This window comes from Streptomyces sp. NPDC005408 (genome assembly GCF_040606445.1).
Lineage (GTDB): Bacteria > Actinomycetota > Actinomycetes > Streptomycetales > Streptomycetaceae > Streptomyces.
Genome location: NZ_JBEXEX010000060.1, coordinates 1 through 18875, shown reverse-complemented (window position 1 = coordinate 18875; position 18875 = coordinate 1). Strand labels below are relative to the sequence as shown.

20 protein-coding genes and 6 pseudogenes are annotated in these 18875 nt (G+C 67.0%); 14 read left to right on the top strand and 12 right to left on the bottom strand.

The window, feature by feature from the left end:
* Positions 1-21: 21 nt before the first annotated feature.
* The 3 genes from ABZS64_RS33930 to ABZS64_RS33920 are packed head-to-tail and all read left to right on the top strand — an operon-like array spanning position 22 to position 933.
* Positions 22-150 carry a hypothetical protein gene (locus tag ABZS64_RS33930; RefSeq protein ID WP_355838000.1) on the top strand — a complete coding sequence of 43 codons (129 nt, stop codon included), beginning with the start codon at positions 22-24 and terminating at the stop codon, positions 148-150.
* A gap of 4 nt (positions 151-154) precedes the next feature.
* Positions 155-442 (top strand): DUF1905 domain-containing protein, encoded by a 288-nt coding sequence (locus ABZS64_RS33925; protein ID WP_355837998.1) that lies wholly within the window; start codon positions 155-157, stop codon positions 440-442.
* Between the two features lie 50 nt (positions 443-492).
* The gene (locus ABZS64_RS33920; protein WP_355837996.1) at positions 493-933 is read left to right on the top strand and encodes a GNAT family N-acetyltransferase; all 441 of its coding nucleotides are present in this window, start codon (positions 493-495) and stop codon (positions 931-933) included.
* Positions 934-949: 16 nt separating this feature from the next.
* On the opposite strand, the gene ABZS64_RS33915 is transcribed toward ABZS64_RS33920, so the two are convergent.
* Together ABZS64_RS33915 and ABZS64_RS33910 are read right to left on the bottom strand one after the other, a co-directional pair.
* Complete coding sequence (locus ABZS64_RS33915) at positions 950-1288, bottom strand: hypothetical protein (protein WP_355837994.1); 339 nt, start codon at positions 1286-1288, stop codon at positions 950-952.
* A 262-nt stretch (positions 1289-1550) separates the two neighbouring features.
* A pseudogene (locus ABZS64_RS33910) lies at positions 1551-1697 on the bottom strand (IS5/IS1182 family transposase); the annotation flags it as partial.
* A gap of 247 nt (positions 1698-1944) precedes the next feature.
* Between ABZS64_RS33910 and ABZS64_RS33905 the strand changes: the two are divergent.
* From ABZS64_RS33905 to ABZS64_RS33895, 3 genes and pseudogenes are all read left to right on the top strand, one after another.
* Positions 1945-2565, top strand: a complete 621-nt coding sequence (locus ABZS64_RS33905; protein ID WP_355837992.1) for a dihydrofolate reductase family protein — start codon at positions 1945-1947, stop codon at positions 2563-2565.
* Positions 2566-2704: 139 nt separating this feature from the next.
* A pseudogene (locus ABZS64_RS33900) lies at positions 2705-3058 on the top strand (transposase family protein); the annotation flags it as partial.
* A 31-nt stretch (positions 3059-3089) separates the two neighbouring features.
* Positions 3090-3293 (top strand): annotated as a pseudogene (locus ABZS64_RS33895) (hypothetical protein); the annotation flags it as partial.
* Positions 3294-3623: 330 nt separating this feature from the next.
* Here the strand turns inward: ABZS64_RS33895 and ABZS64_RS33890 are convergent.
* The 5 genes and pseudogenes from ABZS64_RS33890 to ABZS64_RS33870 form a co-directional block, all read right to left on the bottom strand.
* Positions 3624-4079, bottom strand: a complete 456-nt coding sequence (locus ABZS64_RS33890; protein ID WP_355837990.1) for a nitroreductase family deazaflavin-dependent oxidoreductase — start codon at positions 4077-4079, stop codon at positions 3624-3626.
* A gap of 151 nt (positions 4080-4230) precedes the next feature.
* A pseudogene (locus ABZS64_RS33885) lies at positions 4231-4657 on the bottom strand (IS110 family transposase).
* 437 nt (positions 4658-5094) lie between these two features.
* A complete protein-coding gene (locus ABZS64_RS33880; protein WP_355837988.1) occupies positions 5095-5973 on the bottom strand; it encodes a hypothetical protein in 879 nt (292 codons plus the stop codon).
* Between the two features lie 426 nt (positions 5974-6399).
* Positions 6400-6567 (bottom strand): annotated as a pseudogene (locus ABZS64_RS33875) (transposase); the annotation flags it as partial.
* 178 nt (positions 6568-6745) lie between these two features.
* Positions 6746-7561, bottom strand: coding sequence for a DUF899 family protein (locus ABZS64_RS33870; RefSeq protein WP_355837986.1), 816 nt, complete (start codon positions 7559-7561; stop codon positions 6746-6748).
* A gap of 390 nt (positions 7562-7951) precedes the next feature.
* Between ABZS64_RS33870 and ABZS64_RS33865 the strand changes: the two genes are divergently transcribed.
* The 7 genes and pseudogenes from ABZS64_RS33865 to ABZS64_RS33835 all read left to right on the top strand — a co-directional run bounded on the left by ABZS64_RS33865 (position 7952) and on the right by ABZS64_RS33835 (position 13313).
* Positions 7952-8086 carry a hypothetical protein gene (locus ABZS64_RS33865; protein ID WP_355837984.1) on the top strand — a complete coding sequence of 45 codons (135 nt, stop codon included), beginning with the start codon at positions 7952-7954 and terminating at the stop codon, positions 8084-8086.
* Between the two features lie 102 nt (positions 8087-8188).
* Positions 8189-8440: pseudogene (locus ABZS64_RS33860) on the top strand (transposase); the annotation flags it as partial.
* Positions 8441-8750: 310 nt separating this feature from the next.
* Positions 8751-9326 (top strand): dihydrofolate reductase family protein, encoded by a 576-nt coding sequence (locus ABZS64_RS33855; RefSeq protein WP_355837982.1) that lies wholly within the window; start codon positions 8751-8753, stop codon positions 9324-9326.
* Positions 9327-10001: 675 nt separating this feature from the next.
* The gene (locus ABZS64_RS33850) at positions 10002-10181 is read left to right on the top strand and encodes a hypothetical protein (protein ID WP_355837980.1); all 180 of its coding nucleotides are present in this window, start codon (positions 10002-10004) and stop codon (positions 10179-10181) included.
* Between the two features lie 442 nt (positions 10182-10623).
* Positions 10624-11106, top strand: coding sequence for a hypothetical protein (locus tag ABZS64_RS33845; RefSeq protein WP_355837978.1), 483 nt, complete (start codon positions 10624-10626; stop codon positions 11104-11106).
* Positions 11107-11917: 811 nt separating this feature from the next.
* A complete protein-coding gene (locus tag ABZS64_RS33840; protein WP_355837976.1) occupies positions 11918-12817 on the top strand; it encodes a LysR family transcriptional regulator in 900 nt (299 codons plus the stop codon).
* 145 nt (positions 12818-12962) lie between these two features.
* Positions 12963-13313 carry a hypothetical protein gene (locus tag ABZS64_RS33835; protein WP_355837974.1) on the top strand — a complete coding sequence of 117 codons (351 nt, stop codon included), beginning with the start codon at positions 12963-12965 and terminating at the stop codon, positions 13311-13313.
* On the opposite strand, the gene ABZS64_RS33830 is transcribed toward ABZS64_RS33835, so the two are convergent.
* On the bottom strand, positions 13310-13498 hold the full coding sequence (locus ABZS64_RS33830; RefSeq protein ID WP_355837972.1) for a hypothetical protein: 189 nt from the start codon (positions 13496-13498) through the stop codon (positions 13310-13312). The two genes, ABZS64_RS33835 and ABZS64_RS33830, sit on opposite strands and share 4 nt — an antisense overlap.
* A 324-nt stretch (positions 13499-13822) precedes the next feature.
* Complete coding sequence (locus tag ABZS64_RS33825; RefSeq protein WP_355837970.1) at positions 13823-15136, bottom strand: ricin-type beta-trefoil lectin domain protein; 1314 nt, start codon at positions 15134-15136, stop codon at positions 13823-13825.
* A gap of 396 nt (positions 15137-15532) precedes the next feature.
* Here ABZS64_RS33825 and ABZS64_RS33820 point away from each other — a divergent pair, with 396 nt between their 5' ends.
* Complete coding sequence (locus ABZS64_RS33820; RefSeq protein ID WP_355837968.1) at positions 15533-16432, top strand: hypothetical protein; 900 nt, start codon at positions 15533-15535, stop codon at positions 16430-16432.
* A 210-nt stretch (positions 16433-16642) separates the two neighbouring features.
* On the opposite strand, the gene ABZS64_RS33815 is transcribed toward ABZS64_RS33820, so the two are convergent.
* The 3 genes from ABZS64_RS33815 to ABZS64_RS33805 all read right to left on the bottom strand — a co-directional run bounded on the left by ABZS64_RS33815 (position 16643) and on the right by ABZS64_RS33805 (position 18525).
* A complete protein-coding gene (locus ABZS64_RS33815; protein WP_355837966.1) occupies positions 16643-17044 on the bottom strand; it encodes a VOC family protein in 402 nt (133 codons plus the stop codon).
* A 440-nt stretch (positions 17045-17484) separates the two neighbouring features.
* Entirely contained in the window at positions 17485-17655 is a 171-nt protein-coding gene (locus ABZS64_RS33810; RefSeq protein ID WP_355838044.1) for a hypothetical protein, read from the bottom strand.
* 195 nt (positions 17656-17850) lie between these two features.
* Positions 17851-18525: a hypothetical protein gene (locus tag ABZS64_RS33805; RefSeq protein WP_355837964.1), complete on the bottom strand. Its 675-nt coding sequence runs from the start codon at positions 18523-18525 to the stop codon at positions 17851-17853.
* Between the last annotated feature and the right edge of the window lie 350 nt (positions 18526-18875).

Sequence of the window (18875 nt, the reverse complement as noted above, 5' to 3'; positions counted from 1 at the left end):
TGCCGCTACTTTGCGGTAATCGTGCAGATCACGGGCTTCACCGGCTTGCCGAACGCTACGGTGGCCGCGCAGTTCCCAGTCATGCGGATCAACGAGGAGCGGTGGCACCGGGCCGAGCGTGACCTGGCCGTCCTCGATGAACGAAACTGACCCGATGGAGCTCATCTTCGCCGGCACGGTGATCGAATGGCGCGGGCCCACGCCGTACTACTTCGTCCGGGTGCCGGACGCGGAGTCCGCCGACATCCGCGAGGTGGCCGCGCTGGCCACGTACGGCTGGGGCGTGATCCCGGTCGAGGCCCAGATCGGCGAGGTCGCCTTCGAAACGTCACTCTTCCCCAAGGACGGCGGCTATCTGCTGCCGCTCAAGAACGCTGTGCGCAAGCCGCAGGGCATCTCGGCAGGTGACGACGTGACGGTGGAGTTGACCGTCCGCCTCTAGGACCTGTCCTGGCGATCTTGGGCTCGCACACTCGTGCCACACTCTGCGGCATGGTGAATGATCACACGAGTGCGACGTTGAGCGTCGGCCACCGTGACTCGGTACTCAACGAGCGGTTGTCCAAAGGGCTGGACGAGGTCAACTTCCCCGCCACAGGTACCACTGCTGCCGATCAGGGTGGGCTGTCAGTGAAGGTCGTCGACGACGCAGATGAGCTCATCGGGGGTCTGTCCGCATGGACGTGGGGAGGGCTGCTCGGCATCGAGATGCTCTGGGTCCGTGAGGAAAGCCGCGGGGATGGATGGGGCAGCGAGCTCCTTCTGGCCGCGGAGAAAGAGGCACGCCGCCGTGGCTGCGACCGCGCGTGCGTCTCGTCGTTCACGTTCCAGGCCCCTGCGTTCTATCGGCGCCACGGTTACGTCGAGACGGGCAGAACTCTGGGGATCCCCGGCGGAGCCGAGGATGTCCACATGTACAAAAAACTGGCCTGACGTTGATCCGGCCCGATCACGAGCGGAGCCAGATGACGACCGCTGCGGCGGTGACAGTGCCGAGGAAGACATAGCCGCGCTTGTCGTAGCGCGTGGCCACGGCCCGGGACTGCTCGAGCTTATTGATCGCCCGCTCGACGACGTTGCCCTTCTTGTACAACTCTTCGTCGAAGCCGCGAGGCCCCCCACCTGCCGAACCTCGCTTCAGGCGGGCGGCCTTGGAGTCGCTCTTCTCCGGGATCGTGTGGCGGATCCCCGGCGTCGCAGATAGCGGCGGATCGGCCGTTGCTGTACGCCTGTCCGCGCTGACACTGTCCGACCACTTGCGCGGCCTGCCCAGCCCGATCCTGGGCACGCGGATCTTCTCCAGCACTGGGACGAACTGGGTGCAATCAGCCCGCTGACCCGGCGTAATGACCGCGACAACGGACGATACCGACCATCCGCGCTCAGGCGGACCTTGGTGGTGAACCCGCCGCGGAAGCGGCCAAGTCCTTCATGTGCCGAACCATCTCCGCCAGGCGGGCGAGCAGGGTCGACCAACCCGGTTCGCTCTGTTGTCCCGCCAGCGGGGCCCCCTTTGACGCGGTGCCCGGCGGCGCAGGCGCCGCTACGCGGGCGCCGGCCGCGTGCCGATGGGCACGCATGGCACTGGAGCCCACCACGACGTCCCAATCGCTATCGCCCGCCCCGTCCGCCGCGGCCTGGACCTGGTGCAGCAGCCGCGTCCACGTCCCGTCGGCCGATCGCAGCCGGTGCCGCTCCTAGAGCGGGTGGTGGCCGTGCTTGAGGACTCGCCGGTCACCTCAGAGGCGGTCATCACGGATGTGCGTCATCTACTCTCGCACGGCGAGGAGGCGTTGGCATTCGACACCATGCCTCGTGGATCTACGAGGATGCTCTGCCTATCACCCGGCAGTACCACGCGAGCCTTTGTGTCTGTTTCATGCTGACGCTTGACAGGAAGCTCACCGCGAAGGCGTCGGAGGGCGCTACGAGGAGGAGAGAGCAATGACCAAACGAATGGGCAGGGTGATCTGCGACATCACGATCTCGGCTGACGGGTACTCGGCCGGGCTCAACCAGACCGAGGAACGCCCGTTCGGCGACGACGGCGGCGACGGCTCCGGCGACAAGCTGCACGCCTGGATGTTCGACACTCCCGACGAGAACCGGGCCGAGGTCGACCAGATGGCCGCCGCCAAAGCATTCATCATGGGGCGCAACATGTTCGGCCCAGTGCGTGGCGAGTGGGATCGGCAGTGGAACGGCTGGTGGGGCGACGATCCGCCGTTCCACGCACCGGTGTTCGTGCTCACCCACCACGCGCGCGAGCCACAGCCGATGGACGGCGGCACCACGTACTACTTCGTTACCGACGGAATCGCGTCGGCACTGGCACAGGCACGCGCAGCGGCCGGCGACGGCGATGTCTTGATCCATGGCGGCGCGACCACCATCAACCAGTACCTCGCCGCCGGCCTGATCGACGAGCTGCGGCTGCACATTGTGCCGCTCACACTCGGCGCCGGCACGCGGCTGTTCGAGGGCGTCCCGCCGCTGAAACTAGAGCAGGTGAAGTCGCGGTCAGCGAGACTGGTCACGCACGTGACCTACCTCGTGCTGTTTTGAGCTGGAGGGCGTTGTTTCACGACTACCGCGGGTTGCAACACCGCGGTAGTCGTCCCTATTGCCGCATTACCAAGCAGACCGGCCGTCGGGGTTACAGGACGTCGCATCGCGGTCGACGCCACCTGGTCCCGGCCCGGAGGGCAACCGAGCCGACTGCAAGGCATGGGTGGAGTCTGGCGCCGAGGCCGCCGTCGGCGGCACCATGACGATCGCCGACGGCAACTATCCGGGCACCGGCCTCGTATTGCCCCACCGGCGCCGCAAAGACGAGGAACTCCCCGACTGGAAGCAGGCGCACAACAAGTCCCACACACAGGTCCGCACCCGCGTCGAGCACGCCTTTGCCCGCATGAAGACCTGGAAGATCCTGCGCGATTGCCGACTCAAGGGCGAGGCGGGAGGTGGCGGCGGCAACGGAGCGATACGCGTCCCGAGGTCATCGGGCACGAGAACGCCGTTCACGCTCGGAAGCGTGGCGGAAGATCTCAGCTGAGGTGTGCCGATCGGCCCGGCACACTCGGCCGCTGAGTCACAGCACACAGCCGGGAATCTGGGACGGCCCCTGGTACCGCGTCCACACGGAGCATTTCGAGGCCGCCTTCCTACCGAGTGAAGGTGAGGACCTGGAGTCCGTGTACGACGTCGATGTCTACGTGAACCTCCCGGACGGCTCCCGGTGGAGCGCAACCTTCGTCACCCTCGCCCAGGTCGAGCGCCTGATGAAGAGGCTTCACCACGCCCGGCGACCGGGGTACATCCCAACTCGCCCTCCCTGACCCCAGGCTGGAAAGGGCTCACGGTGATCCCCTCAGGTTAGGAAGGCACCCGAAGCTCCTGGCCCCGACGAGTTGATCTAGTCAGTCGCCCGTCTACCAGGAACTTGACTCATCCCGGTGGTGCCACGCCGAGCCAACCCTGCACAGCCTTGCCTTTTACTAAGCAGCCCCGGCGAAGTCGGTGCTGCTCCGCACGCTCAGGATGTCCGGACCGTCCCGGCCCCGGAGGTTCGGGGGCGGAGGACCCAGAATCCTTGACGTGCAGAACCTAGGCGGAGCCGCTTAGTGGGGTCCATCCAGCGGGGTGAGCAGGACGATCGGGATCTCGCGGTCGGTCTTCTGCGCGTAGTCGTCGTAGAGCGGGAAGATGTTCACCATCTGGGCCCAGAGAGGTGCGCACTCGGCCGAGGACGCGACGCGGGCGCGTGCGGTGAACCGGCGAGTGCCGACCTGCACCCCGACGCTGGGGTCCGCCTCGAGGTTCATGAACCATGCCGGGTCCTCCTCGGCACCGCCCTTGGAGGCGACAACGACGTACTCGCCGCCCGAGGTGCCGTAGATCAGGCAGGTGCGGCGAGGCGTACCGGTCCGGCGTCCGGTCGTGGCGAGCACGAGGGTGCGCACGCCGTTGCTCTCATGACCTTCGGTGCCGCCCGAGGCCAGGTATGTGCGGGTGTGCTCGGCGACCCAGTCCCACTGCGAGTCAGTGGCGCGGTCGAGGTCCTCGGCGATGGCCATGGCGGCTGTCCTTCCGGTACGTGGGATGGTGCGGCCTTGCCGGCCGCATCTGCCCCTGAGACGGAGCCGCCACGCCGGTCTCGACATCCCGGCCACATCTTTCGTTGAGAGCCTCCAGCCTCAGCCCGGAGGGCACCCGGGTCAAGGCCATTCAAACGCTGACCCTCGCCGGCCGACATGAGGTTGGAAAAGCCTCAATGACAGTCTCGTCGCCGGTGCGTAAAGGGTGCAGGTCGCGTCGGACACGGACCTGGTCGGCAATCACGGCGGCATCCTTTGCATCGGTCTTGCCCTCGCCGGTAGCCCTCGGAGGCACGGTGGATGACCCGGCCGGAGAGGTGAAGCACCGGCTGGTCGTGGTTGACGAGGATGGCGATGACCAGGGCGGCAACGCCGTCAGCCAAGTCAATGCCCCAGGTCACCTCCTCACCCAAGTCCAATACAGCGGCGAGAGGTTGGAGTATCTCAGGCTCGTCGTTGGCGACTCGTCGGGACAGCCGCCGATGGCCGTTCTCGTCGATCGCGACGCAGTGGTGGTGGGTCTTCCCTGCGTCGATGCCGGCCCAGATCTCGGCCATGTGGTGCCTCCGCGCGGTGTGCTGCTGGCGCCTCCCGACGGACGACCTCGCTGTCGATTCCCCACTCAGCGATCATTCGCAATTCCGAATTGGCAGCCGAGGCGTCGTGGGGCGCCGGGCGGCCAATCGATAGAAGCCTCAAACGGCAGAAGATTGAAGCCGCACCCGACGCCCCTGGGCGGATGAACCATACGAAGGGCTCACCACATCCCGCAGAGCAACGTAGGGAAGTTTGAGTGACACAGCCGATGGCCACGGTGGCCGCATCCGCCCGTCGAGAAGCAGGATCGTAGGCCAGCGTGGGGTGCCCCCAGATCATCCGGAGCGAGCGGTATCCCTGTCCTGCCTGCCGCGCAGGTAAATGCATTGGTCCCGCTCGGCGGTTGAAGGGCATTCGCAGCAGCGGAGGGAGCAGCAAAGCCCGCTTGTCGCTTTGCTCAGGACTTCTGGGGAAGGAGCTCGTTTTGCGGGACGGTTTTCTTCCTCTCTTGCATATGAGCGAAACCCATGAGGCCGATGAGGATCGCAAGGAGCACGGCCGACGAGCCCGCCGTGCCAAGGTCGAGGCCGCCCTTGGCGAGGGGCTTGGTCAGGAAGTCACCGGCGGTGGCCCCGAGGGGGCGGGTGAGCACGAAGGCGATCCAGAACAGCAGGACGTTCGGCACGACAGGTACGCGCATGAGGGCGAGGAGCACGGAAAGCAGCCCGGCGACGAGAAGTGCGCCACCCGCGTAGCCGAGTCCGGAGCTGTCGGACAGGAAATCACCCATGGAAGTCCCGAGCGTGTTCGACACGAGAATCGCCGACCAGAAGAGGGCCTCTCCGCGGAAGGTGGTGATGTCGCGGATGGAGAACGTCAGCCCGGTGAACTTCCAGACGATGAAGATGGCGATCAGGATCGAGGTCAGGATCGTGGCACCAGCGGGGTATCCCCATCCCAGGCCCTGCGGCCCCCAGCCCAGCGATGTGGCCCCGTTGGAGAGGTAATCGGCGCTGGCGTCGCGGTTCATAAAGTCGGACATCGTGGTGCCGGCCGTGCTGGTGGACAGGATGACAGTCCAGTAGAAGAAGGGGTTGTAGCGCTTGGACCTGAGCTGAATGACCAGCGTGACGACGAAGATCAGGAAGAGTGCGATTGTGGTGAGAAAGTAGCCGACTTTGAGGGTCTGGGCGAAGAGGTCGCCAGCCGTCTCACCGAGGGTCGTCGCGGCGATCTTCATGATCCAGAAGGCCAGGGTGACCTCCGGTAATTTCTTCATCACATACTTGTCAGTGCTGGCGACGTTCAATTCGGTAAGGGGCTCCGGCTTTTCCAACTTCAATCTCCCCTGGTGGTCAAAAATCGGCGCCTCACGGTCCTGGAGTGAGGCAGCAGCCTTTGCGAGTTGCAGATGGGCGGACCTCAACGTGCTGTGGCGCGCGAGACCCCCGTAAGCGGTGATGATGCGTGTCCGCTTGCGTTCTTGCTTCCCGTAATACGGATGCCGAGCGCGCGGCGTTCAGTGCCCTCAAGGCGCGGTTGCGGTGTGCGCGTTCAGCGTCGCGGATGCCTGGTCACGGATTACATCAGAAGGAGCCCTGAGGTGCCTGCAACCCTGAACCATCGGAGTTGCGCGCTCTTTCGGCTACGCCCATGGGCATCGCCTTCAACGGAACAGCCTGTTCTGAACGCACATTCGGAGGAGCGGGCAGCAGGCGCGGCCGAACATCTGCCCAATTGAGCATCTTGATCCGGTTGACTGCGGGAAGTCGGCCGGCAGGGCCCGCCAGGCGATCCCGCCGCGGACCAGGTAGAAGATCGCGTCCAGGACCAGGCGCCGGTCCCACTTCTCGGGCCTGCCCCCTCGCACGCCAGTGCTCCCCGCCGCCGGGAGCAGCGGCGCCAGCAGCGCCCACTGCCCGTCGGTCATCGTCGAACCGGGGTAGAAGTGCCGCCGCGAGGGACGATCACCACCCCGGCCATGAACAGGGCATGACCACTACTGACACTCGGACGATACGTGCACCCGGACTCCTGGCAGGACTGGCAAGCCTAGACAGCCCGCCTGGCACCTAACACCTTTTGCCAACGCCGTCGACGAAGGCGCGTCAGTGGTGGTGGCCGTGCCGGCCGAGGGTCTCCACGGGGGTCGCGCCGGGGCGGGTCCACTGCGGCACGGGCCGGCTGGTCGGGCCCCAGGTGGCGACGCCGTCGGCGTCCGAGCGCCAGTACCAGCAGGCCTGGCGGCCCTCGGACGGGTGCCCCTCGCGGACATCGCCGACCACGGGCCAGCCCTCGGGATTGTCCTCCCACGCCTCGCCGCGGCCGTAGGGCGTCATGTCGAGCAGGCCGAGGGACCCGTTGACCGGCTCGTTGCCACGGCCCGTCGTGGAGTAGGTGAGGAACACACGGTCGCCGTCGCGCAGGAAACAGACGATATGCCCCATTCCTCCGCCAACCGGCGCCTCCACGCCCCGTACCGAGTACCAGGGCTGGGTGTAACCCATGAACTCGACGTATGGAGCCACCTCGTCCCACGGGCCCGAGGTCAGGACGGCGAACGAGACGCCCCGGGCGTTGAGGTAGACGACGTCTTTCACGTGCCAGGCCGTGGTGGTGCAGCCCTCGCACTGCCCCTGGTGCGGCGCGCCGTCGTACCACATGTGCTGGTAGACCACGAGCTCGTCGCGACCCTGGAACAGGTCGAGGAACGGGACCGGCCCGTCAACGCCGGTGACCTCGACCGCGCCGTCGAGCTCGACCATCGGCAGCCGCCGCCGGGCCGCGGCGATCGCGTCGCCCTGACGGGTGTACGCCTTCTCGCGGACCAGCAGCTCCTCGCGCGCCGCCTGCCAGGTGGCCAGGTCGACGACTGGCGGCTTGCCGGGGGGGTTGCTGCTCGCGTTACCGGGCGTGGTCATCATGGTGTCCTCCGTGGTGTCTCGTGCCGGGCAGCGTCGTACGACGCCCTACGACGCTCACCAGAACAGACTCGCGACCCGGCCGGAACTCATCGCGGCAGGGGGCGCCCTCGGCCGAGCCTGCACGGACCACTTGGGCTGACAAGTTCACCGACGCGCTCCAAGACTCCAGGAGCCGAGGCCGCCCGTGATCGCGCGGCTAGGAGCCCCCTGCGAGCAGGCAGAAGGAGGCACTGCCGGCTCGATTGCAGAGGAGACGCGTTCTGCGGTGAGGGTTCACTCGTTTGACCGCCCACCAGGGGCGTGGCGTGGCGGGGCGTGTGAGTTTGGGCGGGTCTCGTGCGCGGGCCGCTCGGCCCGATCCCACCCCTAAGGCCAGAGAATGTGCTCTCCATGGCTGACAAGATCTTTAAGCACAAGAATGCATCGGGCAAGGTCACCATCGCCGTGTTCCGTGAGCAGGCGCCGACACCGTCGGCAGCACTGAGAACGTGGCGCTTTGCCGGCTCCGCCAGTTGGGCCGACTGACGGCGACACTCGCATGACTGCCGAAAATCGCTGAGCGCTTTGGTTGGCGAGGCCCGCGAACTAAGACCGTGTCCTATGTGGTGATGACTCTTTGGTTCGTTCATGGGGCGCGGTACGTGGAGTTGGATTGTTCCGGACGGCTTGCGGGAGCTCGCCAGGGCGTTCATTTCCGGAGGACCGGGTGCGGCCGCAGGGTGGCGGAACACTCAACATGCCTGGTGAGACGCTGTTCGCAGCGATCATCTACGTGCGGGTGAGCGGGTGTGCCTGGCGGGCTCTGCTGCCATGCTTCGGGGTCTCGAAGTCCACGGCCACCGTCGGTTCATGATCTGGTCGCGGGGCGGGGTGTGGGGCCCTCCCCTGACCTGCGACCCCACCGGCATCCGCTACAACCGGCAATCGCACGTGCGAACGAGTGATTCCGTGACCGCTTGCCCTCGTGTGACTCGCAGCGATAGATGGCCATGCGCAGCGGTACTTGGCCACTGTCTCGTGCCATCGATCATTGATCATGTGCCATTCGAGTGGTCAGGGCCACTTGTGGTTGGCGTAGCGATGAGTTTCGGAAGCGTGCTGGGTCTATGGGTGCGACGGTGCCGAAGCCCACCCAGAGAAGATCGCCAGTCTGCACCCACACCGATCAATCGCACTCGAGGAGAACGACATGACCGCTACCTACACCTTCGACGTCTTTTCCAGCCTCGACGGCTATGGCGCCGCCAGCGCCAACTGGACCGGCTACTGGGGTAAGCAAGGCCCCGAGTTGCTCGACCACCGCCTTGCCTTGTACGGCGCGGAGCAGCGGATGGTCTTCGGGGCCAATACGTATCGGGCATTCGCGCGGATGCTGGCCTCGAGCACCGAGGAGTCCGACGTGCGTGACCCATGGGTCACTCGGATGAGGAGCCTGCCGGCAACGGTGGTGTCGACGACGCTGGAAGGCCCCCTCAACTGGCCGAACGCGACCGTCGTGAGCGGTGACGCTGTCGACGTCGTCGCTCGGCTCAAGGAGGAGTCCGAGGTGCCCTTGCGCTCGCACGGCAGCCTGTCGTTGAACCGGGCGTTGATGGCCGCAGGCCTGGTCGACCGCTTGCAGGTGACGCTCTTCCCTGTCATCACCGGTCAGACCGGGCTGGACCCGATCTTCCAGGGTGCGGCCGACTTCGACCTGGAGCTGGTCGAGAACCGGACGCTCGACGGCCACATCCAAGAGCTCATCTACCGACCCACCCTCCATTGACCTGTACGGATTCGACGAGGATCTTCGGCAACCCAAACCAGCCAGCGAACACCGACAAATCGCGCGCAGTAGCCCGTCCCCTCATCGAGTGAGGCTGAAGAAGACAACGCCCGCGGGCTACCAGGACCCAGCGGTAAACCTGCTGTCTGCACCCACCCATGACCGGCTCTCACACGAGACGGATCGGTTCACGGGGTCCGATCAGTGCGGTACCGCCCGGTCGCGGCTAAGGCCATGCCCTACGTGGTGAGACGGATGAGGCGCTTGATCTACGGGAGGAACGCTCACCGCCACGACGGCCAAGAGAACTGTCAGCCCTGGCCACACCAAATGCTCTGCTCTCGCTCGCTCTTTACGCGCCAGTTCCGCCCCTGCCTCCGACCGCAACTGATGCTCGCTCCCAAAGGACATGCTGAACCGAACCCCCGTCACCTGCTGGCATGACCATGGCCTGTTCATGGAGCGCACCGGCCGCGTCCGTGACCATCGAAGTCAGGCGAAGACACGCAACATAACGGGGAACTCAAGTGTCTTTGCCACGCTGGATGTCTACCATCACGACCGGACAACCGCCGTCGATTTTCACAGCCAGCACAGCTGGCACGGCGGGCGCTCGACACGGGCCGCGTGCCCTGGGATGACGCGGTGCCCTCGTTCTGAAACGATCAGTTAGTCTTGGCCGCCCGCTTCGCCGAGATCGCCGAGCCGCCGTCGGACAAGTTACTGTCGCCGTGGCGCGACTCCTCGGATCGCGACGCCTTCGCCCCACTGCTGCTGGCTCCCGCCTTCGCCCGCGAGAATCGCACCGAACCGGACCTCGGCCGAAAGCTCCCCCTGACGGCATACGGCACCTGAGGACGCTGCGCACCTTCCGCGCGTACCGCCGCAAGGACATCACCGACCTCGGCGAACTCTCGGCGCGCTCATCCGCCTGACAGACCTCAACCTCGACGGCTGCCGCAATGTCTGCGACCTCACCCACCTCGCGAGCCTCACGGCCCTCACCGAACTGAACATCTCGGGCTGTTCCCGGCTGGAGACCCTCGACGGCCGGCAGCGTGCGACACAACACGACCGTGTACTCAGAAGCAATTTGAGTACCCGCACGGATGGGGACCGACCTGACCTGACGAAAGGGTGAAGATCACGGATAGGGCACTGCCCACCGTAGGGACCTGTACTCAACCCTTTCTCCGAGGTAATCATGCGAAAATTAGGAACAGCCGCCGCAGCACTGCTGATAGCGGCTGCCGGCCTGGTCGGCACGGCCGGCGCAGCCGGCGCCGCAATCGGCCCCGTGGAAAACGCCGCCTCCGCAGGAACGTGTTCGACCCCCTGGGGCAGCGGCACCAAGTCGAAGGCGGACACGGACGCCAAGCCGCTGAGGAACATCACGACCAGCCAGAGCACCTGCTACGACCGCATGATCTTCGACGTCAAGGGAGTGAGCGGCAAGATCGGCTACCACGTCGGTTACGTGGCCACGTTCCACCAGGACGGTTCCGGCGAGCAGATCCCGGTCAACGGCGGCGCCATCCTGCAGATCCTCGTGTCAGCGCCGAGCTACGACCCGGCGACGAACAAGCCGACGTATCCCGCACAGGCCGCCAAGCCGCTGCCGGGCGTGAAGATCACCGGATACAAGACGTTCAAGGACACCAAGTTCGGAGCAAGCTCCGAAGGCCAGACCCAAATCGGCCTGGGCGTACGGGCCAAGCTCCCCTTCCGAGTACAGCAGTCGGGCGACAAGCTCATCGTGGACGTCGCGCACACCTGGTAACACGGCAAGACTCAGCGCCGCCCGGCCACAACTCCGGCCGGGCGGCCCCATCCCCACGGAGCCGACGACGCCGTCAGCCTCCCAGTTTCGTGGCCATGGCATGCCGGTCGTCGTCGCCGGACGCAACGACTGGGAAACCCTGACCCCGCGCCCACGCGGGCACCGTGGCGGGCCGTCAGGGAAGACCATGAAGTACCGCGCCTTCGTGGCACAGGCCCCAGCCCTCACCGCACCTTGCTGCGTTGTCGGAGCGTCCGACGACGTCGAGTGATCGGGCGCCCCTCCGCCTTGCGATGCGCGGCACCAGATGCCGCGGCTTCACCGGCCTGATCCGAAAGAAACGGCCTAGGGTCGGCCAAGATCGACTTTCGCAACAGGCCCTAGGCGCCCAGGTCACCGTCACCAACCCCAAGGCCCTCGACAACGATCCTGCTGGCCAATTCCGTTGCGGGTCACTTGTGATGCTCGTTGGTCGTGTAGCGGTCGTGCTCTTCCGTCTGCGGCCGCGTGGTGGGGTGTGGGGTGTCAATGCGGGCGCGGCTGTGGCCGCAGGTGCCGGAAACGACCGGGCGGGCAGCGCGGGCCGCGGCGGCGAAGGGACCTTATCCGCTGGCGATGCGGGTCCGCGACGAGCTCGGCGAGCTGTTCGCGGATCTCGTAGGTGTTTCATACCGTATCCTCCTGGTTCCAGATCGCATCGACGAGGTACCCACGACGCCGCCACGGCTCAACCATCGAACCCGGGGCGATCATCGGCAACGGCCCTTTCCGCACGGCGCGTTAACCCGGCGGTTAACGAGACCGGGGAGCAATGAACGAGACCGGGGGCAAAGTGGAGATCAGGGATATCGAGATCTTTCTGACGCTCGCTCAGGAGCTGCACTTCGGCCGGACCGCCGAGTGGCTGCACGTGTCTCCGGCCCGAGTCAGCCAGGCGATCAAGAAGCAGGAGCGCCTCATAGGCGGCGCGCTCTTCGACCGCACCAGCCGCCACGTCCATCTCACTCCGCTCGGCCAGCAACTCTACGACGACCTGCTCCCGATCCACCGCGGCCTGGAGCAAAGCCTGGAGCGGGCTGCGCTGACCGCGAAGGGGAAGACCGAGGTGCTGCGCCTGGGCATGATGTCCAGCAACAGCGAGGATCTGCGGCCCGTCCTCGCCGCGTTCACCTCCCGCCGTCCCGGCTGCACCGTGCAGATCCGTGCCGTGGGCTACAACGACCCCTTCTCCGCTCTGCGCCGCGGCACGATCGACGTCCTGCTCGCATGGCTGCCCATCCGGGAACCGGGCCTCACCGTGGGCCCGGTCGTCTATACCGAGCCCGTCGTGTTGTGCGTGCCCTCCACCCACCGATTGGCCACACGTGACTCCGTCTGCTACGAAGACCTCGCCGACGAGGCCGTCCTGACCGGTGCCGCACCCGACTACTGGCGCGAGGCGCTGATCCCCACCCATACCCCCGGCGGACGGCTGATCCCCAGGGGGCCGGCCGCGATCGACGGCATGCAGCTGCTCGCCGTCGTCGCCAGCGGGGAAGCGGTCTGCCCCGCGCACGCGCAGCGCTACTACGCCCGGCCCGACATTGCCTACATCCCCATCCGTGACGCCCCACTCGGCCGCTGGGCATTGTGGTGGCGCACCAGCAGCGAGACCGACCCGATCCGTTACCTCGCCAAGGTTGCCGACGGCCTCGGTCCGTTGCCTCTATGAGGGGTGTCGGCAAGAACAAACGGCTATGTGCGCACGGCGCCTTCCCCTCAGAACGGCTCGTGAACGGGGCCGAGTTCGAAGTGCTCTATGGCGGACGGGCGACCCCGACCCGGAGGCAGCAGCAGCCGAACAAGCCGCCACCGACGTGGCGTTGACCAGTGGCACCACAGCCGTCGTCGTCACACTCCCCGCCCTCGAGGTCGCGGAACTGCGAGCGGCCGTCGCAGCGGCAGCCGCCGATCCACGCCAGGCGCCGTGGCCCGCCAGCCAGGTCAGGTGGCTGGCCCAGCGCCTCGACGCCGCCACCGTAGATGTACTTCTCCCCTCCGTGATGTACACAGTGTCGCTGCACCGTCTCCGCGAGATCGCCGACCGACGGGCGGATGCCGACGAGCCCCTCGGGCGACTTGTCCAGTACGCCGAGCAGGGCAGGCTCACCACCGGTCCCTGGCCCACCGTGCGCGACGCCCTCCAGGACGCCATGAGCCGGCCCTAACCCTGCCCGGCGCCGAAGGGCTGGCCGCACGCGACGAACTCCTCGGCCTCGTCGACCGGTTCACCGCGGCCCATCGGACCGCGACCCGCGCCGACGACGCCGAACAGCGCTGCCTGCAGGCCGAGGTCCCGCACTCGGACAGCCCGTGAGGCGACCGGCGCTGAGCCGTACTCACGAATCTCCATGGATCAACCTACGGCGTCGGGCAGCGGCGCCCCAGGCCGTCGACGGCGCCTGGCAGTTGCAGGACCACGCGACTGTGGACGCCCGTGACCGGCACCGTCATCACGACAGCGATCGCGATCTACCGAGCCTGGCACGGCCATCCACCCGGCTAACCGCCCACAGATCGCTCGTCGTTCAGCCGGGTGTACGCCGGAGCCGCAACCCTGGTGACGGATGCGGCGGCTGGAGACGCACCCGCGGCGAAGCCGGGGCGGTGGCCCACGCCGTGGTGAGCAGCGCAGGCCACCGCGGCGCGGCGCCTCTACCGGCTTTCGATTCCGGTATCAGGCAGGCAGCCTCCAGACCTGGTTGGCGTTGCCGCTGCACGTCCAGATCTGCAGCCTCGTGCCGTCCGCGGAGTTCTGTCCGGTCACATCGAGGCAACGGCCGGAGCTGGGGTTGCGCAGGGTGCCGTCGGAGTACGTGACCCAGTTCTGTGCCGGGGTCCCATTGCAGTCCCAGAGCTGGATCTTGGTGCCGTCGGCTGTACCGCTTGACGTGACGTCCATGCACTTGCCCAGGGCGCGCAGAGTCTGGCCGGAGACGGTCCAGTCCTGCGCGGAGGTGCCGTTACAGGTCCACAGCTGGATGGCGGTGCCGTTCGCCGTTCCCGCCGCGTTGACGTCGACGCACTTGGAAGCGTAGCCGGTGATCGATCCGGTGCCACCGGAACTGCCGCTGGAGATCAGGTACTGGCTGTTGGCCGCGTTCCAGTGGGTGGCGAGATAGCTGCCGACCGGCGGGCTGGTGTGGAAGTAGTCGTCGTTGTTGCAGTCGACGATGTTCTCGGCGGCGTTCGGGCAACGCAGTTGGAGGCTGCCGGGCGGGTTGGGGATGCCGCCGTCGTCGTAGCACATGATGTCCTGGTCGTCCCAGCAGTGGCCGTAGGCGGTCGCGTGCGGCGCGCTGCTCTGGACGGCGCCGAGCGTGTGCAGCAGTTCATGGCCGCTCGCCTGCCAGGTCCAGCAGCCTGTGCCCAGCGCGGCATAGTGCGGACCGGAGTTGAACGGGTTGTCGGCGCCGGGCCGGTCGTCTCCGCCGCTTCCGTAGGCGACCCCGCAGCCGCTGCTGTCGTAGTAGAAGAGGTACTTGCGGTCGGTCCGGTTGTAGCCGCGGGACTTGAGCGCGGTGGTGATGGTGTCGACGGTGCTCATCGACGACTGCGGTATGACAACGTTGTCCACGACCGCTCGACAGCTTCCGTCGTGCACGAACCGCACATGCCGTGTCCCACCGGTCCGTTGAGCGCCTTCGACTACGGCAGCGTCGATCTGGTCGGCGTACGACTGGAATGTGGCCTTGTACTGGCTGTAGCGGTCGGCCTGACCGTCACCGCGTACGTACAGCACATGAACGCGTTTTCCGCTGACCCCGTCGCCGTCGCAGACGGTCGCCGCTGCCGCCAGCACGGAGGCGGCATTGGGTGCGCCCGGCTGCAGTGAGCGATTGCCGGCCACTGGTCCCGAGTGGTGGTCCCTGTGCAGCTGAGTGGCGGCGGGAGCCACTGAACTCGCCACGCTGCCCCCGTCGTCGGGTGGAGGCGTGGCGGCTCCGGCCGCCGACTGGAAGAGCGCCAGCGCGGCTACGGCCGCGATCATCACTGCTAACCGGGGTAGCCGTCTGGATTCGGGATTGGTCACAGGTGCCGCCTTCCGTGGGCAGCGCCCAACGACCCTGCGCGCAAGCCCAGGGCGGGCGCCGGTCGGGGATGCAGGTGTGCGGTCTAGACCAGGAATGGAGCGTAGAGGTTCGGCATGTCCCTGTCACGACCTCGACACGAACTGTCGAAATCCGAAGCGGGCGTGACGGCGACTCAACTCCCCACCGCGCCACCCCATCGCGAGGCGAGTACGGGATCGACGTCGGCAGCCGCGGCCCCCCGTGGCCGCCGGTCGCTCCTCAAGTGTTCACGGAATTGGTCTGTACATGTCGGAGCGATCTGAGCAGACTGTGCGCCGACCCCTACCGTTCGACGGAGCCAAGGAGTCCCCCACATGAGATGGCAACGTTGTCAATCCGCCCGTACCGCCAGCCCCGTTGGCGCAGTCCGCACCACTCTCACCGCTCTGCTCGCGGCGGTCGCCGCCGCGGCTCTGAGCACGGCGCCCGCATGGGCGGCCGACACCTGGACGGAGGTCGGCTCGGACCGCGCGAATCCGCTGACCGAAAGCCAGGGCCTGACCTCGGTCGAGGTTCCCGCCGGAAGTCCCAACCGCTACACGGGAGTCGGCACGATCCCCTCGAGCGTCAGCAACCGCGGCTGGAACCATGTCGGCGACCCCGACGCCTCCTACAACGGCTACTACATAGAGCCCTACCAGCGGGACTCCGGCAGCTCCAAAATGTTCCGCGTCCAGGCACCCGGCGGTGCCTGGTCGGAGTACGTCCACCAGCTCAGCGCGGGCGAGGCTCTGAACAACTCGTGGGTCGCCATCAATCCGAACGGGCAGTTCATGGTGGGCGGCGAATGGGGCACGATGAGCCGTTTCATCGTGTACCCTACGCCCGGAGTCAACGCCGGCACCTCGCCGTCGGCGAACCTCCCGCAGGCCTCGACAGTCGTGCTCGACCGTCCCGTACGCGACATCCAGGGCTGCGACTTCTCCACCCCGACGACTCTGCTGTGCTCGTCGGACGACCCCGCCGGCACTCTCTTCGGCATGACCAAGCCGCTGCTCCAGGTGGACCTGTCCGGTGAACCGAACGGCTCGGCGGACGTCCGCGGCCACGTGACCGCCCTGCGCCAGCTCCCGCTGCGCAGCTCGTGCTCGGGCAGCTTCGAGGCGGAGGGCATCGACTACGACCGGCGGACGGGCACGCTGCGGGTGATCGTGATCTCGCCGGGCTTCTGCGTAGCGACGGACAGCAAGACGTACCGCTTCACAAGGAGTTGAGCCACAACCTCACGGGGCAGGTGAGTTGCCGCACCCGTGAGGAACCGCCAGCCCGCCCGCCTGTCACCCGCCCTGGCCCGTCACCGACCCGTCCTGTGGCGGAACGATCACGTGGCTGATCCGGTCTGCTGCCGCAGCAGCCGGTCACAGACCCCGGCGGTCACCGACCCACAGACTCACCGGCGAGGCCACCCCACACTGGCGAGACCCCTAGGGGGTGGAGCACTGCCCGACGGGCTGGAGCCGGGTGTGCAGGAGGCAGAATTCGTTGCCTTCTGGGTCGGCCAGGCAGTGCCAGCTCTCGGTGCCGGTCTGGCCGACGTCGGCGGGCCTGGCGCCGAGGGCGAGCAGCCGTTCCAGCTCGGCGTCCTGGTCGCGGTCGGTGGCGTTGACGTCGATGTGCAGTGGGAGCTTCCCGGTCCGCGGGTCGCTGCTGGGGCTGAGGACGAGGGTGGGCTGCGGGCCGCCGAAGCCGGCGTCGGGCGGCCCGATCTGGATGCTTCCGTCGTCCTCCCGGCCGAGTTCGACGTAGCCGAGGACCTTGCTCCAGAATGCGGCGAGCCGGTCGGGGTCGGCGCAGTCGATGACCAGTTCACTGATGCGGCATGCCATGCCCGTGAGTGTACGTAGGCAACCCGAGAGTCGATCGTCGGGCCCGCTCGACTGCATTGCGCTTCTTGTACCGCTCCTTGTCGAAGTTCGGCGGTCGCCCGCCTGCGGATCCTCGCTTCACGCGGGCGGCTCTGGAATTGGACTTCTCCGGGATCGAGTGCCGGATACCCAGTCCGCGTGGGTCGTTGCGGCACGGCCCGTTGCTGTAAGCCTTGTCAGCCGCGACGCTGTCCGGTCGCTTGCGCGGCCTGCCTGGCTTGGTACTGAACCCACCGCACGAACGGCCCAGTCCCTCACCGTCCGGACCACCTCCACCAGGCGGCAGCCAAGCCCCACCAGGCCGAACTCGCCATCGCCTGCCAGGCCGCACTTCACCGCGCCGTCATCCTCATCTGGACCCGACGCTGACCAAAGAGGCAAAGCCTAGGGCGAGTTGGGCGTCACGCAGCGTGTGTCGCGGCGACGGTCGCGCGCTTCCCGCCCGCGGCCGGCGTGTCGATGAGCCGGGAGACCGTCAGTTCGGAGGCCACCGGCCCGAACACGGCCGGCTCGGCCCGCAACAGGCCGACCTCCGCCGGGCAGGCTCCGCCGAGTGCGACGGCCAGCGTCACACCCTGCCCGGTGAAAGCCCGAGGTTGGGCAACCTTGTGACCGTGCGTAAATGCCGCCCTTGTCACAGCGAGGGGAATGATTCACAAGGGGAATGTGCAGCGTGGGTCACCCGGACCTCGCAGCATGGGGCAGCCCTCTCCGGCCAAGCGCGACGTGGCCCCTGCCCCGCCCTGAGACAGGGCAGGGGCCGTACGTCAGCGCTCCTGCACGAACGCCCTGCCCTCATGGGCGTCGGCGGAGCAGGAGTTCTTCTCCGCATCGCTCATCTTGCGGCTCTTGACGACCACGGCGTTGCTCTTGCCGTCCGTGCCGTTCGCGGCCGGTCCGGTGATGGTGTCCTGCCAGAACCAGTAGTAGTGGCCCCACTTGGGGCTGTCGTAGTGGGTCTGCCAGGTGCCGGAGACGTTCTGCATTACCTGGGCGCGGGAGATCCAGCCCACTTCACCGGGCTTGACCGTCATGCCCAGGGAGCTGCTCTCCGAGTGCGTGCTCGACCAGCTGTGGTTGTAGCTTGCCGTCACGCTCAGGTCCACGATGCCCGCGATCTTGCCGCCCGCGGTGACCGAGACGCCGACCGAGTCGGTCGAGCCCACGGTGTCGCTCCAGGTCATGGACTGAGTGGCGTCCGACGTACTGCAGTTGTAGAGCGAGTCGGAGACCTGGCGGAACTGCCCCAGGTACGCCTCGCCCAGCTGGGGGGAGTTGAAGGTGCACTTGCCCTCGCCGGAGGCGCAGTCCGCCGTCAGCTGCTGCCGTGTCGGCTGCTCGTCGGCGGATGCGGGCAGGGCGGTCGCCGCCGCGATTCCGCAGGCCGCCACCGTCAGGGCCAGTAACCGGCCGCCGTGCCGTATGGCGCGGTTCATCGTCATCTTGGTGCCTTTCGGTCGTGCATGGGGGGCCGGTGAACCGGTCGGCCCCGCACGGGAGTTGAGGGCACCCGCACGCGTCCGAGCTCACCGCCTGTGCATGCGAGGCTGTCCCAACAGCCTCCGCAGCCACACCAAGAGAAGGCAAAGTTGTAGTTGACGGTGAAACCGCCGCCGGGCGGCGCCGGTGCCGGACGAGCAACCTCCCCGCCGGCCTCCCCCATCACGGTCTGGACGACTTCAGCGGTGGGGAGGGATCTAGTGTCCTGAGTCGGGAATTCGGTTCAGATATCCGGCGAGGCGTTCAAGGATCTCGTCTGCGGTTTTCGTCCAGACGAAGGGTTTCGGGTCCT

Bases quoted from the DNA above. Each gene is read 5' to 3' on its own strand.
- ABZS64_RS33925 (WP_355837998.1), top strand. From the start codon at position 155: ATGGAGCTCATCTTCGCCGGCACGGTGATCGAATGGCGCGGGCCCACG.
- ABZS64_RS33920 (WP_355837996.1), top strand. From the start codon at position 493: ATGGTGAATGATCACACGAGTGCGACGTTGAGCGTCGGCCACCGTGAC.
- ABZS64_RS33905 (WP_355837992.1), top strand. From the start codon at position 1,945: ATGACCAAACGAATGGGCAGGGTGATCTGCGACATCACGATCTCGGCT.
- ABZS64_RS33890 (WP_355837990.1), bottom strand. From the start codon at position 4,079: ATGGCCATCGCCGAGGACCTCGACCGCGCCACTGACTCGCAGTGGGAC.
- ABZS64_RS33870 (WP_355837986.1), bottom strand. From the start codon at position 7,561: ATGATGACCACGCCCGGTAACGCGAGCAGCAACCCCCCCGGCAAGCCG.
- ABZS64_RS33865 (WP_355837984.1), top strand. From the start codon at position 7,952: ATGGCTGACAAGATCTTTAAGCACAAGAATGCATCGGGCAAGGTCACC.
- ABZS64_RS33855 (WP_355837982.1), top strand. From the start codon at position 8,751: ATGACCGCTACCTACACCTTCGACGTCTTTTCCAGCCTCGACGGCTAT.
- ABZS64_RS33840 (WP_355837976.1), top strand. From the start codon at position 11,918: ATGAACGAGACCGGGGGCAAAGTGGAGATCAGGGATATCGAGATCTTT.
- ABZS64_RS33830 (WP_355837972.1), bottom strand. From the start codon at position 13,498: ATGGAGATTCGTGAGTACGGCTCAGCGCCGGTCGCCTCACGGGCTGTC.
- ABZS64_RS33825 (WP_355837970.1), bottom strand. From the start codon at position 15,136: ATGATCGCGGCCGTAGCCGCGCTGGCGCTCTTCCAGTCGGCGGCCGGA.
- ABZS64_RS33820 (WP_355837968.1), top strand. From the start codon at position 15,533: ATGAGATGGCAACGTTGTCAATCCGCCCGTACCGCCAGCCCCGTTGGC.
- ABZS64_RS33815 (WP_355837966.1), bottom strand. From the start codon at position 17,044: ATGGCATGCCGCATCAGTGAACTGGTCATCGACTGCGCCGACCCCGAC.
- ABZS64_RS33805 (WP_355837964.1), bottom strand. From the start codon at position 18,525: ATGACGATGAACCGCGCCATACGGCACGGCGGCCGGTTACTGGCCCTG.